The organism is Alsobacter sp. P4_H11, from assembly GCF_056400925.1.
In genome coordinates this window covers 165,002-178,858 of the sequence record NZ_JBFUKI010000004.1, presented here as the reverse complement: position 1 = coordinate 178,858, position 13,857 = coordinate 165,002, and the positions used below count along the sequence as shown (strand labels likewise).

The 13,857-nt window shown below is 69.2% G+C and carries 10 protein-coding genes; 4 read left to right on the top strand and 6 right to left on the bottom strand.

Annotation, left to right across the window (positions count from 1 at the left end):
• Window positions 1-19: 19 nt before the first annotated feature.
• Window positions 20-493, top strand: coding sequence for a transcription elongation factor GreA (gene greA / locus AC1DSZ_RS08595; protein WP_188519190.1), 474 nt, complete (start codon window positions 20-22; stop codon window positions 491-493).
• Window positions 477-989, top strand: a complete 513-nt coding sequence (locus AC1DSZ_RS08590; protein ID WP_476837962.1) for a hypothetical protein — start codon at window positions 477-479, stop codon at window positions 987-989. Before greA ends, AC1DSZ_RS08590 begins: the two co-directional genes overlap by 17 nt.
• Before the next feature lie 153 nt (window positions 990-1,142).
• On the opposite strand, the gene AC1DSZ_RS08585 is transcribed toward AC1DSZ_RS08590, so the two are convergent.
• The 6 genes from AC1DSZ_RS08585 to AC1DSZ_RS08560 form a co-directional block, all read right to left on the bottom strand.
• Window positions 1,143-3,611 carry a sensor histidine kinase gene (locus tag AC1DSZ_RS08585; RefSeq protein WP_476837961.1) on the bottom strand — a complete coding sequence of 823 codons (2,469 nt, stop codon included), beginning with the start codon at window positions 3,609-3,611 and terminating at the stop codon, window positions 1,143-1,145.
• Window positions 3,586-4,257 (bottom strand): response regulator transcription factor, encoded by a 672-nt coding sequence (locus AC1DSZ_RS08580; protein ID WP_476837960.1) that lies wholly within the window; start codon window positions 4,255-4,257, stop codon window positions 3,586-3,588. The genes AC1DSZ_RS08585 and AC1DSZ_RS08580 overlap by 26 nt, the downstream gene beginning before the upstream one ends.
• 63 nt (window positions 4,258-4,320) lie before the next feature.
• Complete coding sequence (locus AC1DSZ_RS08575) at window positions 4,321-5,508, bottom strand: alpha/beta hydrolase-fold protein (RefSeq protein WP_476837959.1); 1,188 nt, start codon at window positions 5,506-5,508, stop codon at window positions 4,321-4,323.
• 140 nt (window positions 5,509-5,648) lie between these two features.
• Window positions 5,649-7,262: an alpha,alpha-trehalase TreF gene (gene treF / locus AC1DSZ_RS08570; RefSeq protein WP_476837958.1), complete on the bottom strand. Its 1,614-nt coding sequence runs from the start codon at window positions 7,260-7,262 to the stop codon at window positions 5,649-5,651.
• Between the two features lie 426 nt (window positions 7,263-7,688).
• The gene (locus tag AC1DSZ_RS08565; protein WP_476837957.1) at window positions 7,689-8,561 is read right to left on the bottom strand and encodes a PPC domain-containing DNA-binding protein; all 873 of its coding nucleotides are present in this window, start codon (window positions 8,559-8,561) and stop codon (window positions 7,689-7,691) included.
• Complete coding sequence (locus tag AC1DSZ_RS08560) at window positions 8,558-10,189, bottom strand: acyl-CoA synthetase (protein ID WP_476837956.1); 1,632 nt, start codon at window positions 10,187-10,189, stop codon at window positions 8,558-8,560. Before AC1DSZ_RS08560 ends, AC1DSZ_RS08565 begins: the two co-directional genes overlap by 4 nt.
• 187 nt (window positions 10,190-10,376) lie before the next feature.
• On the opposite strand from AC1DSZ_RS08560, the gene AC1DSZ_RS08555 reads away from it, so the two are divergent.
• Together AC1DSZ_RS08555 and AC1DSZ_RS08550 are read left to right on the top strand one after the other, a co-directional pair.
• The gene (locus AC1DSZ_RS08555) at window positions 10,377-11,393 is read left to right on the top strand and encodes a TRAP transporter substrate-binding protein (protein WP_476837955.1); all 1,017 of its coding nucleotides are present in this window, start codon (window positions 10,377-10,379) and stop codon (window positions 11,391-11,393) included.
• 254 nt (window positions 11,394-11,647) lie between these two features.
• A complete protein-coding gene (locus AC1DSZ_RS08550; RefSeq protein ID WP_476837954.1) occupies window positions 11,648-13,525 on the top strand; it encodes a TRAP transporter large permease in 1,878 nt (625 codons plus the stop codon).
• The last annotated feature ends 332 nt before the right edge of the window (window positions 13,526-13,857 follow it).

Here is a 13,857-nt window from a genome sequence, read left to right as displayed (position 1 = left end):
TGATCGAACGGAAGCAGTGATGGAAAAGATTCCGCTGACCCCCTCGGGTTACAAGTCCCTCGAGGATGAGCTGAAGCACCGCCAGCAGGTCGAGCGCCCGCGCATCATCCAGGCGATCGCGGAAGCGCGCTCCCATGGCGATCTTTCGGAAAACGCCGAATATCACGCCGCCAAGGAACAGCAGTCCCTGAACGAGGGCCGGATCGCCGAGCTCGAGGACAAGTTGTCGCGCGCCGAGATCATCGACATCAGCAAACTGTCCGGCGGGACGATTAAATTCGGCGCCACCGTGAAGCTCATTGACGAGGACACGGACGAGACCAAGACTTACCAGATCGTCGGCGAATCCGAGGCCGACGTGAAATCTGGACGGGTGAGCATAACTTCCCCCATCGCTCGCGCGTTGATCGGCAAGAAGACCGGTGACTCGGTCGAGGTCAACACGCCTGGTGGAGGCAAGAGCTATGAAATCGTGGATGTCGCGTTCGTTTGATCGTCGCGCGGTTCTGGGCCTGGGCGCATCCGCGCTCGCGGCCGGCGTCGTCGCATCCTCGCCCGTGCTGGCCCAGATGGCCGGCGGGCCGACGATCAGCGGCATCTCGGTGGACATCCGGCCGCTCGAGGCCAAGGGCCTGAACGGCTTCGCGGAGGCGCTCGGCGCCGCCGTGCACCAGCAGCTCTCGCGGGAATTCGCCGGCCGCATCACGCGCGACCGCCGCGCGCCGGTGCTCTATGTCCAGCTCACCGGCATCTCGATGACGCCCCCGGCCGGCCCTGCCGTAGGTCGTGGCCGCGGTGGCGGCGGCGGCGCGGAAAGCGACTTCCTGGAAGGCACGGTGTCGCTCGGCGGCCAGAGCTTCCCGCTGCTCGTGCAGCAGAACGCCGGCACGGCCGGCGACTGGCGCCGCCCCGAAGTCAACGACCGCCGCCGCTTCGACGCCCTCGCCTACGCGTTCGCGCATTGGACGCGGCGGAAGGTGGGCGGGTGACACGCTCGTGATAGGGAACTTGCGCCTTCTCCCCTCGGGAGAAGGTGGCCTGAAAGGCCGGATGAGGGCCTAGCGGGTCCGTGTTGACGCCAGGCCCTCATCCGTCAGCTTCGCTGACATCTTCTCCCGGAGGGAGAAGGACCCCGCCGATCCTCAATTCGGCGAGACGATCTGCAGCCAGCTTTGCAGGAAGCGCGACCTTCGTTGCTGGTCCAGGAACGCCAGCAACCATGGTCCGATCGTGATGGGCTGCAAAGGCCCCCTCGCCTGCTCGGCGATGGCGGCGGCGGTGCCGGGGCCCTCGCCCAGGATGGCGCCGAGGCCGGCGGCGCCCGCCACCACGGCCTGGCCGCGGGGCGAGAGCGTGTAATCCACGAAGGCGCGGGCGAGTTCGGGATGCGGAGCGCTGCGCGGGATCAGCATCACGCGGCTCAAAACCAGCGTGTAGTCGCTCGGCGTCACCACCCCGATGCGGGCGCCGGCCGCCCGGCGCGCCAGCGCGTAGGAGCCGAGCGCGTTGTACGCCATCGCGAGTTCGCCGCGCTCGACCTTGTCGATCATCTCGCCGGTGCAGCACAGGAGCTGCGCGCCCGCGCCGCCCAGCGCGCTGGCGACGCGCCAGAACAGGGAGGACACCTGCGCGTCCTGGGCGGCCAGCAGGTGGCCGACGCCGCTCTTGACGATGTCGTAGGTCGCGACCTTGCCGCGGAAGCGCTCGGGATTGCGGTCCAGCAGCTGCACCCAGGCCGAACGCGAGCGCGGCGCCTCGGGCACGAGGTCGGGGTTGTAGACGATCACGGCGGGCTCGAACGTGAAGCCGAACACCTCGTTGCGCCACCGCGCCCAGGAGGGCAGCGCCCGCGTGAAGGCGGATTCATGCGCCAGCGCCAGCCCGTCATTGGCGAGCTTCACCTGCAGGTCGATGGCCGAGCTGACCAGCAGGTCGGGTTTGGGCTGTAGTGACCCGGCCAGAAAGCGCTCCTGCAGTTCGCCCGTGTCGAGCTCCAGGTAGACGACGCCCTGCCCCGCATGCGCGGCGCGATAATCCTCGATCAGCGGCGCGAACTGCGCCGCGTCAGTGGTGCCGGCGATCACGAGCGGCCGGCCGCCGCCCTCTCCGAAAGCGTGGACCTGCGGCTCGGCGGCCCGAGCGCCCGCCAAGGGAGCCAGCACCGCGCCGATCGCCAGCAGCGCCGCGATCCCGCCCATAAGCGCCGAGCGCGCCGGCGCGGCCTCCGCTTCCAGCGTCACGGACGCGTGGAGCCCGCCGCCGGGCCGATCCTGCAGCAACAGCGCGCCGCCATGGCCGCGCGCCACCTGGTCGACGATGGAAAGCCCGAGCCCGGAGCCCGTGCCCTCGCGGGCGAGCTTGCCTCGCCTGAACCGCTGCAACACCAGCGCCTTCTCGTCATCCGGGATGCCGGGGCCGCGATCCAGCACCGCGATGGCGACGCGCCCGGGCCCGGGCTGGCTCACCGCCACCTCGATGAGGCCTTCGGGCGCGTGCAGCAGGGCGTTTTCGACGAGGTTCTTCAGCATTTCGCGGAGCGCGATGCGATCGCCCGAGATCACCGCGCCGGCGGCGGCCGGATCGAGACTGGTGCGGATGCGCCCGGCCGCGTCCGGATCGAGGCTCTTCAGCGCGTCCTCGACGATGCCGGCCACCGGCGCTGGCGCGACGTCGCGGCTCTCCAGCCGGTGAATGAGCGTGGCGTCCATCAGCACCTGGCCGACGAGCTGGCTCGCCTGCACGGCGTTGGCATGGATGCGCGCCAGCCTGTCGCGCAGCCGCGCCGGGTCGGTTTCCTCCAGCGCGATCTCGGATTGCGCCCGCAGGGAAGCCAGGGGCGTGCGCACCTGGTGGGCGGCGTCGGCCAGCAGCGAACTCAGCCGGCCGAACACGCTGGCGAGCCGCGCCATGAAATCGTTCAGCGCGGTCACGAGCTCTTCGACCTCGTGCGGCACGGGCGCGGCGAGCGGCGCGAGATCGTTGGGCGCGCGGCCGCGCAGCTCGCGCTCGATCGCCCGCAAGGGCCGCAGCGCCCGCTTCACGCCGAAATGCACCAGCAGCAGCGCGAAGCCGGCCAGCGCCAGCAGCGGCCACACGGCGCGCTGGATCAGCTCGGAGGCGAGCAGCGCCCGCGCGTCGCGCGTTTCGCCGACCCGCACGGTGACCCACCCGGCGCGATCGCCGAGCGACACGAGCCGGCCCACCGTGACGACGCGGATCTCGTCGCCCCTGAAGGCGAGGTTCTGGAACACCGGATCGGCCGAGCGGGCCGCCGGCAGCCCTTCGCCGAGGTCGGCGTAGCCCGTCACCGGCCGCCCTTCCGGGTCCAGCACCTCGTAGAAGATGCGGTCCTCGGCCGCGAAGCCCAGCATGGCCAGGGCCGCGAACGGCACCTCGACGGCCACCTTGCCCTCCTCGGCCTGCACGGCGCCCGCGATGGAGAGCGCTGAGGCGGCGAGCAGCCGGTCGAACGCCGCGTCGGCGGCCTGGCGCGAATACACGGCGCTAATTGCCACCAACGCGACGGTGGCGACGGCGAGCGCCGCCGTGGCGGCGGCCAGCAGCCGCCGGCCGATCGAGAAGCCGCTATGCCTCGTGGGGACGAGCCGCATAGCCGGCGCCTCTCACGGTGACGATGCTGAGGGGCGCGCCGTGCATCTTGCGGCGCAGGCGCGAGACATAAAGCTCCAGCGCATTTTCGGAGACCTCGTCCTCGAGGCTGAAGAGCTGGTCCATGAGCCGCTGCTTGGGGATCACCTGCCCAAGCCGGCTGGTGAGGATTTCCAAGAGCCGGAACTCGCGCCGGCTCAGCTCCAGCGGCCGCGCGCCAAGCTGCGCGGTGCCGGCCGCATGATCGAGCACGAGATCGCCGATCCGCACCGCGCTGGCGGCCGCGCCCGAGGGCCGCCGCAGCAGGGCGCGCAGCCGGGCTTCGAGCTCGCGCAGGTCGAAGGGCTTCACCAGGTAGTCGTCGGCGCCGAGGTCCAGGATGCCGATCTTGTCGTCGATCTCGGACCGGGCCGTCATCACGAGCACGGGCGTGGCGATACGCGCGGCCCGCAGGGAGGCCAGCACCGCGAAGCCGTCGCGGCCCGGCAGGTTGATGTCGAGCAGAATGGCGTCGAAGCTTTCGCCGAGTCCGAGCTCCGCGGCCGCATCGCCGTCGCGCGCCCACTCCACCGCGTGGCCCGACAGCCGCAGCTTGGACGCGACGGCGTCGCCCAGATCCTCCGAATCCTCGACCAGCAGAATACGCACGCCCGGCGGCTCCCCTTCCGCAAGGCCAGTGTTAGCACCCTGCGGCGGCGAGGCGAAGCGGCTCTACTGGAACGCTTTCTGCGCGAAATCGCGCAGGCTGGCCCGCCAGACCCACCAGTCGTGGTTGCCCGGTCTCGGCTCCGTCGTGAACGCGATGTTGTTGGCCTTCAGCATCGACCAAATCGCCTGGCTGTCGCCGTAGCCGGCGTCCTCGGTTCCGACCGACCAGTACAGCACTTTGGCGCCCGCCATGGAGACGCGCAGCGTTTTCCACTGGTCGGCCGTCATGCTCTCCAGCTCCTTGCGGAACAGCGACACGCGCGTCCGTGAGTAGCTGAACACGCCGACATTGCCGAAGTCGCCGGGCGCCGCCCGCACGATGTCGACGATCTGCCCGGCCCCGCGCGAGAGCCCCGCGATGGCCCGATCCTTGGCCTCCTTGGAGACCGAGTAGTTGGCCTCGACGAAGGGCATGATGCCCTGGACCACTTCGGCGGTGGTCAACTCCGGCAGGGCGCCGGACGGAACCTTGAAATCGTCGAGGTAGCCGTCCGGCATCACGATGATCATCCGCTTGGCTTTTCCTTCGGCGATGAGTTTGTCGAGGATGAATCCGGCGCGGCCGAGCTTGGGCCACTGATCCTCGGACTGCGTGCCGCCGTGCAGAAGGTACAGCGTCGGCAGCGTTTCGGCCGCCGGGTTGTAGCGCGGCGGCGTGTAGACGCGCATGCGCCGCTCGAACGCTACGCCGGGCGCGCGGTAGAACACCTCCGCGATGACGCCGTGAGGAATGTCCTTGTCGTTGCGGGCGAACTCTTCGCCTCCGCCAATCTCGACCATGTTCTCGTAACGGTTGCGCCCACCCACGACCGAGAGATTGTTGGGGTCGAGCATGCCCAGGCCATCCACCTCCACGGCATAACTCTCGTAGCCGGGCTTGAGCTTGGGCGACGTGTAGATCCAGACGCCGTCGTCGCCCTTTCTGGCGGAAGCCGGCTTCGGATCCAGGCCGCTGATCACCACCTTCTTAGCCTCGGGGGCCCAGATCTTCACCGTGACCTGCCCATCGGGGCTGACCGTCGGCGACACGACTTCGGGCTTGGGGTTGGCCTTCTTGGCCCGACAGGTGCTGTCGCAATAATCGGCCGGGACGCCGCCGACCGGGGGCGCCGCCTGTTGCGCGACCGCCCAAGGACTCAGGACCAGGAACGCCAGCACGGGCGGCGCGAGACGGAACCCTCGTGTCCTCACTTCGACTCTCCTCTGGTTCGCTCCCGGGAGGCGCAGTGCATTTTTTGTTGATTGAGCGCTCGATGATCGAGATTGCGCCGCCTGCTCAGGGGAGCTTAGGCGAGGATGGTCGATTGTCAACAATCGACACTCGCTGCGAACTACGGCCCCGCGTTCGCCACGTCCGCCGCCGGCGTGGCCTGCGCGGCGAGTTCGGGGTAGCGCGCCATCAGCTCGCGGGTGACGCCGTTGGTCCAGCCGAAGCCGTCCTGGTTGGGGTATTCGCCGCCGCCGGCCGCGAGATCCTCGCTGACGACGTCGTATTTCTCCATCAGCTTGCCGGTGGCCGCGTAGACCTGGCCGACCTTGGCGATCCAGCGCCGCGCGATCTCGTTCGCGAGGGCGTGCTCGTCGAACTGCGTCAGCCCCGCCACCGCGATCCACTGCAGGGGCGCCCAGCCATTGGGCTCGTCCCACTGCTCGCCGGAGCGGACGCGCGTCGTCACCAGCCCGCCGGGGGCCAGCAGCTCGCGCCGCACGGCCGAGGCGACCGCCCGGGCGCGCCCGCCCGTCGTGAAGCCGAGAAACAGCGGAAACAGGGTCGCGGCGCTGAGCACGCCGGTGTGGCGGCCCCTCTCCCACAGGAGGTCGCCGAACACGCCCTGCCGCGGATCCCAGAAATGCGCGTGGATGGCGTCGCGCCGGCGCCGGGCGGCGTCCTTCACGGCTGCGGCCGCCTGCGTTTCGCCTGCCCATTCATAAGCTTCGCCCAGCGTGGATTCGAGCTGCAGCAGGAGGCAGTTCAGGTCGATCGGCGCGATGCTGGTGGTGCGGATCGTCTCCAGCCCGGCGCCCGGCTCCAGCCATCGGCTGGAAAAGTCCCAGCCGCTCTCGGCCGCGGCGCGCAGGTCGCGCCAGACCTGCGTGGGCTCGCGCCCGGGCGCGGCCTCGGCGGTCTCCATGTCCTCGCGCCAGCTCTCGTCGCGGGGCGTGGCGCGGTCGTCCCAGTAACGGTTCAGGATGGCGCCGTCCGCCAGCCGCACGACGCGGCGATGCGCATGCCCGGGCGCGAGATCCTCCGCGCCCGCCATCCAGAACGCGTACTCGGCCTCCAGCGCCGGCAGATAGGTGCGATAGGTCTCGGCGTGATCCCGCAGGCCGGCGACCAGCGCCACCATCAGGGCGAAGAACGGCGGCTGCGAGCGGGTGAGATAATAGCTGCGATTGCCGTTGGGCACGTGGCCGTAGGTCTCGATCAGGTGGGCGAAGTTCTCCACCATCGCGGCGGCGAGGTCCTCGCGCCCGCTGCGGACGAGGCCCAGCATCGTGAAATAGCTGTCCCAATAGTAGATCTCGCCAAAGCGGCCGCCCGGCACCACGTAGGGCCTGGCGAGCGCGAGCAGCGAGGAGCCGGGCGCGGGCGCCTCGGCATGACGCTCCAGCAGCGGCCAGAGCGCGTCGATATGGGCGGGCACGTCGCGGCCCGCCACGGTCATGAAGCCGGTCTCGGACGCGGGCGGCAGCATGAAATGCGCCGCCACGAAGCCGGCGAGATCGAAGTCGTCGCCGCCGCGCTCGGCTTCCCAGGCGGCCAGGATGGCGGCCGGGTCCGAGCGGGGCGTGCAGTCCGCGAAAGTCTTGCTGTCCGGGAAAAGCCGCGCCGACTGCACCGCCTCGAACAAGGCGCGGAACAGGCGCGACGGCGGCAGCGCCTCCTCGCCCGGAAAACGAAGCGAAACCTGAGAGCGCTGGACGGAGAGAGCTTCGAACGCCATGACGGACCGGGGGAGCCGAAAGGGAGGGAGGCTAATAAACGGGCGCCGACTCACACCAGCGATCGTTTTGTGATCATCAGTCCGAGCAGTCTGCAGTTCTTCTTGGTAAGATTCCCTATCAGGCTCAACCGAAAGAGTATTTTTGCACCGCACACCTGATCGAATTGTGGAGCCCGTGTCAGGAAAAGCACGAACGTGAGCTACACTTTACATCTCCGGAGAATCTGCGCCTAATTACAAGGCAAGCGAATCCAACCGGCCGGCCTGATCACCCGCGCCCGGTGAAGGACTTGGAGCCGGACCGCGCGCCTATAAACGACAGGGCTCAACAACAACAATCGCCCTGCTGGACCGACTTTGGGGGTCTCGCCTGAACAATCGCCCGGCTCAGCCGGGCGTTTTGCTTTTGAGCCGGCGGGCCGATGCTCAGCCCTCCTCCAGCGCAACCTCGAACGTGATGCACACGGGCGCCTCGCCGGGCACGAGCCGGCCCGCGTGGATTTCGCCCTTGGTGTCCACCAGCACGATGTCGACCTCCGCCTCCAGCGCGCCGGACGCGCCGGGCCGCACCACACCGCGCTCCACGAAGATCTCGGTGGCGATGTCGCCGACCCGATGCCCATCCGCATAGAGCGGCTGGATCAGGCTGCCGATGCTGCCGCGCACCCGCGCGGTCGCAAAGCCGTGCCGCTGCGCCAGGGCGACCAGCGCGCCGCAAAAGTCGATGTTGGGCCGCATGCGGGCGAGCGCGAGGCGCGGCCCTGGGCCGGGCGGGCCGGGGTCGGCCAGCTCCACCGGGCCAAAGATCTTGAACGCCGTCTCGGCGTCCTCCCGGGCGTCGATGCCGTGTTCGGCGAGCCCCCACGCGGTGGCGGCGATCGGCTCGGCCACCATGGCGTCGTGCGGCATCATGTGGCCGCCGGTGCGCCGGCCGTCGGCCTCCACCCAGACGCCGTGCACGTGCACGAAGGGCGCGCCGTCGCGCGTGCCGAAGGTCACGTTGGCGCGCTCCAGCCGCGTCACGCCCGGGGGCGAGAACGGAGCGCTGTACCAGGCGGCGTGGACCCCGTCGGTGGAGAGCGCCGGCCGAACATAGGTGAACGGCGCCAGCGCGCCGCCGGAGAGCTCCAGCGTCCCGCCCCGGATGCCCGCGCCCGCCATCAGCCGGGCTATCGCCTCGTTGATCGAGAGCCCGGGCTCCAGCACGCCGGACACGGTGATCCCGCGCCCCGCGAGGCTGTCGATGCGCTCAGCCGGCGCGGGTCCGGGATGCGCCAGCGCCCTGATGACGCCGCTCACTGCGCGACGCCGGCGGGCGCGAGCAGGCCGCGCGCCTCGAGTTCCTCGCGCACCATCTTCTTGGTGATCTTGCCGTAGCCGGACTTCGGCAGCTCCTCCCAGAAGAACACCCGGCGAGGCAGCTTGTAGCGCGCCATCTTGTCTCCCATCCAGGCGACGAGATCGCCCTCCGCCAACGCCGCGCCGGGCTTCAGCACGCACACGGCCACGCCGATCTCGCCCCAGGTCGGGTCCGGCACGCCCAGCACCGCCACTTCGGCGATCGCCGGGTGGGTGAGGATCTTCTCCTCCACCTCGCGCGGATAGATGTTGGAGCCGCCCGAGATGTACATGTCGGATTGGCGGCCCGTAATGTAGACGAAGCCCTCGGCGTCCATGACCCCGAGGTCGCCCGTGCGGAACCAGCCGTTGCGGAACGCCTTGGCGTTGGCGTCCGGGTTGTCGTAGTAGCCCGCGAACACGGCCGGGCCACAGACGCAGATCTCGCCCGTCTGCCCGTACGCAACCTCCGCGCCCGCATCGTCCTGGATCTGCACCTGCATGCCGGTGCGCTCGAACCCGCAGGTGCCGAGCTTCAGGTTCGGCCCGTCCTCGGCCTCGTGCAGCGCCGCCGGCAGCACCGTGATGTTGCCGGTCACTTCGCCGAGGCCGAAATATTGCACGATCACGGGGCCGAGCTTGCGCAGCGCGACCTTCTGGTCCTCGCGGTACATCGGCGCGCCCGCATAGATGACGTGGCGCAGCGAAGAATGGTCGTGCCGGTCGACGCCCGGGTGCTCCACCAGCATCTTCAGGATGGTCGGCACCGTGAACATGTTGGCGACCCGGTGCTCGGCGATCAGCCGCCAGGCCTCCTCGGCGTCGAAGCGGTCGCCCGGCAACAGCACGGTCTTCACCGCCCGGGCGGTCTGCACGAGTTGGTGCACGCCCGCGCCATGCGACAGCGGCGCGACCACGAGCGCGGCGTCGCTCTCGGAGGCGCCCGGCGTCAGGTCGGCGAGGTGATTGGTGATCACGAAGGCCATCTGGCCATGTGTGAGCACCGCCGCCTTGGGCCGGCCGGTGGTGCCCGACGTGAAGAAGAACCAGCACGGATCATTATACTCGACATCCGCGAGCGGCGCCGCGGCGCCGTCGTGCTGCGCGATCATGGCGCCGACCGAGACCTCCGCGAACGGCGCCTCGCCGAAGCTCGCCAGCAGTTCCAGCGCCGGGCACGCCGCCTGCACGGCCGCCGCATGGGCGGGGAATTCGGCATGGCACAGAAACACCTTCGCGCCCGAGGCCGACGCCAGATATGCGACCTCGTCGGGGATCAGCCGGAAATTGGTCGGCACCCACACGGCCCCGAGCCGCAGCGTGGCGAACAGCGAGATCCACATCTCCTCGCCGTTCTTGGAATGCACCAGCACGCGGTCGCCCTTCTGGACACCCCGCTCGGCCAGCGCTGCGGACAGCGCCTTGGCCCGGGCGCTCATCTGCGACCACGTCCAGGAGCGCTCGCCCCAAACGAAGCCGACGCGGTCGGGAAAGCGCCGGGCGGCCTGGTCGAGCAGATGCGCCAGGTTCATGACCCGGTTGGACACCCGTGCGATTCCGCCCCGGATCGCCTGGTTTTCCCCTGACATGCCGCTTCCCCCGTTGAACTCACATTGACCGGACGTGCTTTCGGCTTAGATTGAGCCGCCCTTTGACGGGTCCGAATGGATCATCGAAAGGCCGCAAAAAGCAACACGGGGTGGGAGGCGCCGCCTCTGCGGAAAACGCAAAGCGTTGCCGCGGACGCCATCTCACCGGCTCGGGAGAGACCTCAAGATGGCACGTTTGACCCGCCGCGACCTGCTCGCAACCACAGGCGCCGCTTTCGCGGCCGGCACGTTCGGCATCATCGGGCGCGCCGCCGCGGCCGACTTCACCTACAAGTTCGCGAACAATCTTCCGGTCACGCACCCGCTCAACCTTCGCGCCCAGGAAGCCGCCGAGAAGATCAAGGCCGGCACAGGCGGTCGAGTCGAAATCCAGATCTTCCCGAACAACCAGCTCGGCTCCGACACCGACATGCTGAGCCAGGTGCGCTCCGGCGGCGTCGAGTTCTTCACGCTCTCGGGCCTGATCCTGTCGACGCTGGTGCCTGCCGCCTCGATCAACGGCATCGGCTTCGCGTTCCCTGACTACGACACGGTCTGGAAGGCCATGGACGGCGACCTCGGCAACTATGTCCGCGGCCAGATCGGCAAGTCCGGCCTGGTCGTGATGGACAAGGTCTGGGACAACGGCTTCCGCCAGACGACCTCGTCCAACAAGCCGATCACGACGCCGGACGACCTCAAGAACTTCAAGATTCGCGTGCCCGTGAGCCCACTCTGGACCTCGATGTACAAGGCCTTCGACTCGGCCCCGACCTCCATCAACTTCAGCGAGGTCTACTCGGCGCTGCAGACCAAGGTGGTGGACGGCCAGGAGAACCCGCTGGCGATCATCTCCACCGCCAAGCTCTACGAGGTGCAGAAGTTCTGCTCGCTCACCAACCACATGTGGGACGGCTTCCACATGCTGGCCAACCGCCGCGCCTGGGAGAAGCTGCCCGAGGCCGACCGCGCCGTTGTGGCCCGCGAACTGAACGCCGCCGCCGTGCTGGAGCGCGTCGACGTCGCCAAGCTCAACGCCGGCCTCAAGGGCGACCTGGAAAGCAAGGGCCTCGCCTTCAACCAGCCTGACCCCGCCGCCTTCCGCGAAAAGCTCCGCTCCGCCGGCTTCTACTCCGAGTGGAAGGGCAAGTACGGCGACGAGGCCTGGGCCCTGCTCGAAAAGGCTGTCGGCAAGCTGTCGTAAGGACGCGCGCAAGTCCCGCGCGTGAAAAGCGAGGCGGGGCATCAACAATCCCCTCATCCTGAGGAACATCGCCCCTTGGCGATGTGTCTCGAAGGACGAGGGCCTTCCAGTGAGCGAGCAGTCCGGAGCGCTCTGGACCCCTCGTCCTTCGAGACGCAGGCCCAAGTGGGCCTGCTCCTCAGGATGAGGGTTCTGGAGAGGTGGCCAGCTCTCGGATTGAACGACTTGCGCCTTTTCGGCCGGGTTTCAGGATCATGGCGAGCATACAAACGATCGAGCCCCACGCGGCCGTCCCCGCCACCGGCGCGCGCGGGGTGGCGGCGCGGATCGAGGCCGCGATCTGCCGGGCGGTCGAGATCCCGGCCGCCATCCTGGTCGCCGCCGAGGTGCTGGTGCTCTTCGCCGGCATCGTGGCGCGCTACGTGCTGCACAAGCCGCTGGTGTGGTCGGACGAGCTCGCCTCCATCCTGTTTCTGTGGCTCGCGATGCTGGGCGCCGTGGTGGCGTTCGGGCGCGGCGAGCACATGCGGATGACTGCGCTGGTCGGCAAGGTCGGCCCGCGCGCCCGGGCGTTTCTGGACGCGGTGGCGCTGGCGGCCGCGCTCGCGTTTCTGCTGCTGATCGTCTACCCGGCCTATGACTACGCCTATGAGGAAACCTACATCACCACCCCGGCGCTGGAGATCCAGAACGCCTGGCGGGCGGCGGCGCTGTGCGTCGGCGTGGTGCTGATGATCGCGCTGGCGCTGCTGCGCCTCGCCCGCGTGGCCGATCTCGCCACCACGGTCGGGGCGCTGGGCGGCGTGCTCGCGGTCAGCGTTGCGATCTGGCTGCTCGGGCCGGCCCTGAAGCCGCTCGGCAACGTCAACCTGCTGATCTTCTTTGTCGGCATCGTGGCCGCCACGGTGCTGTCGGGCGTGCCGATCGCGTTCGCGTTCGGGCTGGCGAGCTTCGGCTATCTCGCCACCACCACGAGCGTGCCCATGCTGGTGGTGATCGGCCGCATGGACGAGGGCATGTCGCACCTCATCCTCCTGTCGGTGCCGCTGTTCGTGTTTCTCGGCCTGCTGATCGAGATGACCGGCATGGCCCGCGCTATGGTGCAGTTCCTGGCCAGCCTGCTCGGCCACGTGCGGGGCGGCCTCTCCTACGTGCTGGTCGGCGCAATGTATCTCGTGTCCGGCATCTCGGGCGCCAAGGCGGCCGACATGGCCGCGGTCGCGCCGGTGCTGTTTCCCGAGATGAAGGCGCGCGGAGCGAAGCCAGGCGACCTCGTGGCGCTGCTCTCGGCCACCGGCGCGCAGACCGAGACGATCCCGCCCAGCCTCGTGCTGATCACCATAGGGTCGGTGACGGGCGTCTCCATCGCGGCGTTGTTCACCGGCGGGTTGCTGCCCGGCGTGGTGCTCGCCATCACGCTCTGCCTCGTGGTGCGGCATCGCTATCGGAACGAGGACCTCTCGCATGTGCGCCGCGCCACCGGCGCCGAGATCGCCCGCACCTTCGCGATCGCGCTGCCCGCGCTGGCGCTGCCCTTCATCATCCGGGCCGCCGTCGTGGAGGGCGTCGCCACCGCCACCGAGGTGTCGACCATCGGAATCGTCTACTCGGTCGCGGCCGGGCTGCTGATCTATCGCCAGTTCAACTGGCGCCGCGTCGTCCCCATGCTGGTGGAGACGGCGGCGCTCTCGGGCGCGATCCTGTTCATCATCGGGGCCGCAACCGCGATGGCGTGGGCGCTGACGCAGTCCGGCTTCTCGCGCGACCTCGCCGCCATGATGGCCAAGCTGCCCGGCGGCGGCGCGAGCTTCCTGGCCGTGTCGATCGTGGCCTTCATCATCCTGGGCAGCGTTCTGGAGGGCATCCCCGCCATCGTGCTGTTCGGCCCGCTGCTGTTTCCCATCGCCCGCCAGCTCGGCGTGCACGAGGTGCACTACGCCATGGTGGTGATCCTCTCCATGGGCATCGGCCTCTTCGCCCCGCCCTTCGGCGTCGGCTACTACGCCGCCTGCGCGATCGGCCGCGTCAGCCCGGACGAAGGCATGCGCCCCATCTGGGGCTACCTGCTCGCGCTGGTGGTCGGGTTGATCGTCGTCGCGGCCGTGCCATGGATCTCGATCGGGTTTTTGTGAGCCTGCCCTCCCGTCATCCCCGGCGGCCTGCGCAGCAGGCCGGGAAGGGGATCCAGGGGCAAAGGCGCGCACCCCTGGATCCCCTTCCCGGCGCTGCGCGCCGCCGGGGATGACGGCGAGGCGTGGGGCCAGCCGTGTCGAAACAGCGCGGCGCCCGTCCTCCAGGGTGCGGTTCCGTCCCGGTGCAATCAGTAGGTGTTTCGACTAACCTGAGCCCCACAACCCCGGGAACAATCGTCGCGTAGAGGCGTTCGCTCCCGGTGAGGGGAGCGTTCTGGTGGGTCGAAGACTTGTTGTTGCGTGCGCGTGCGTCCTGGCGGGATTTTCAGTCC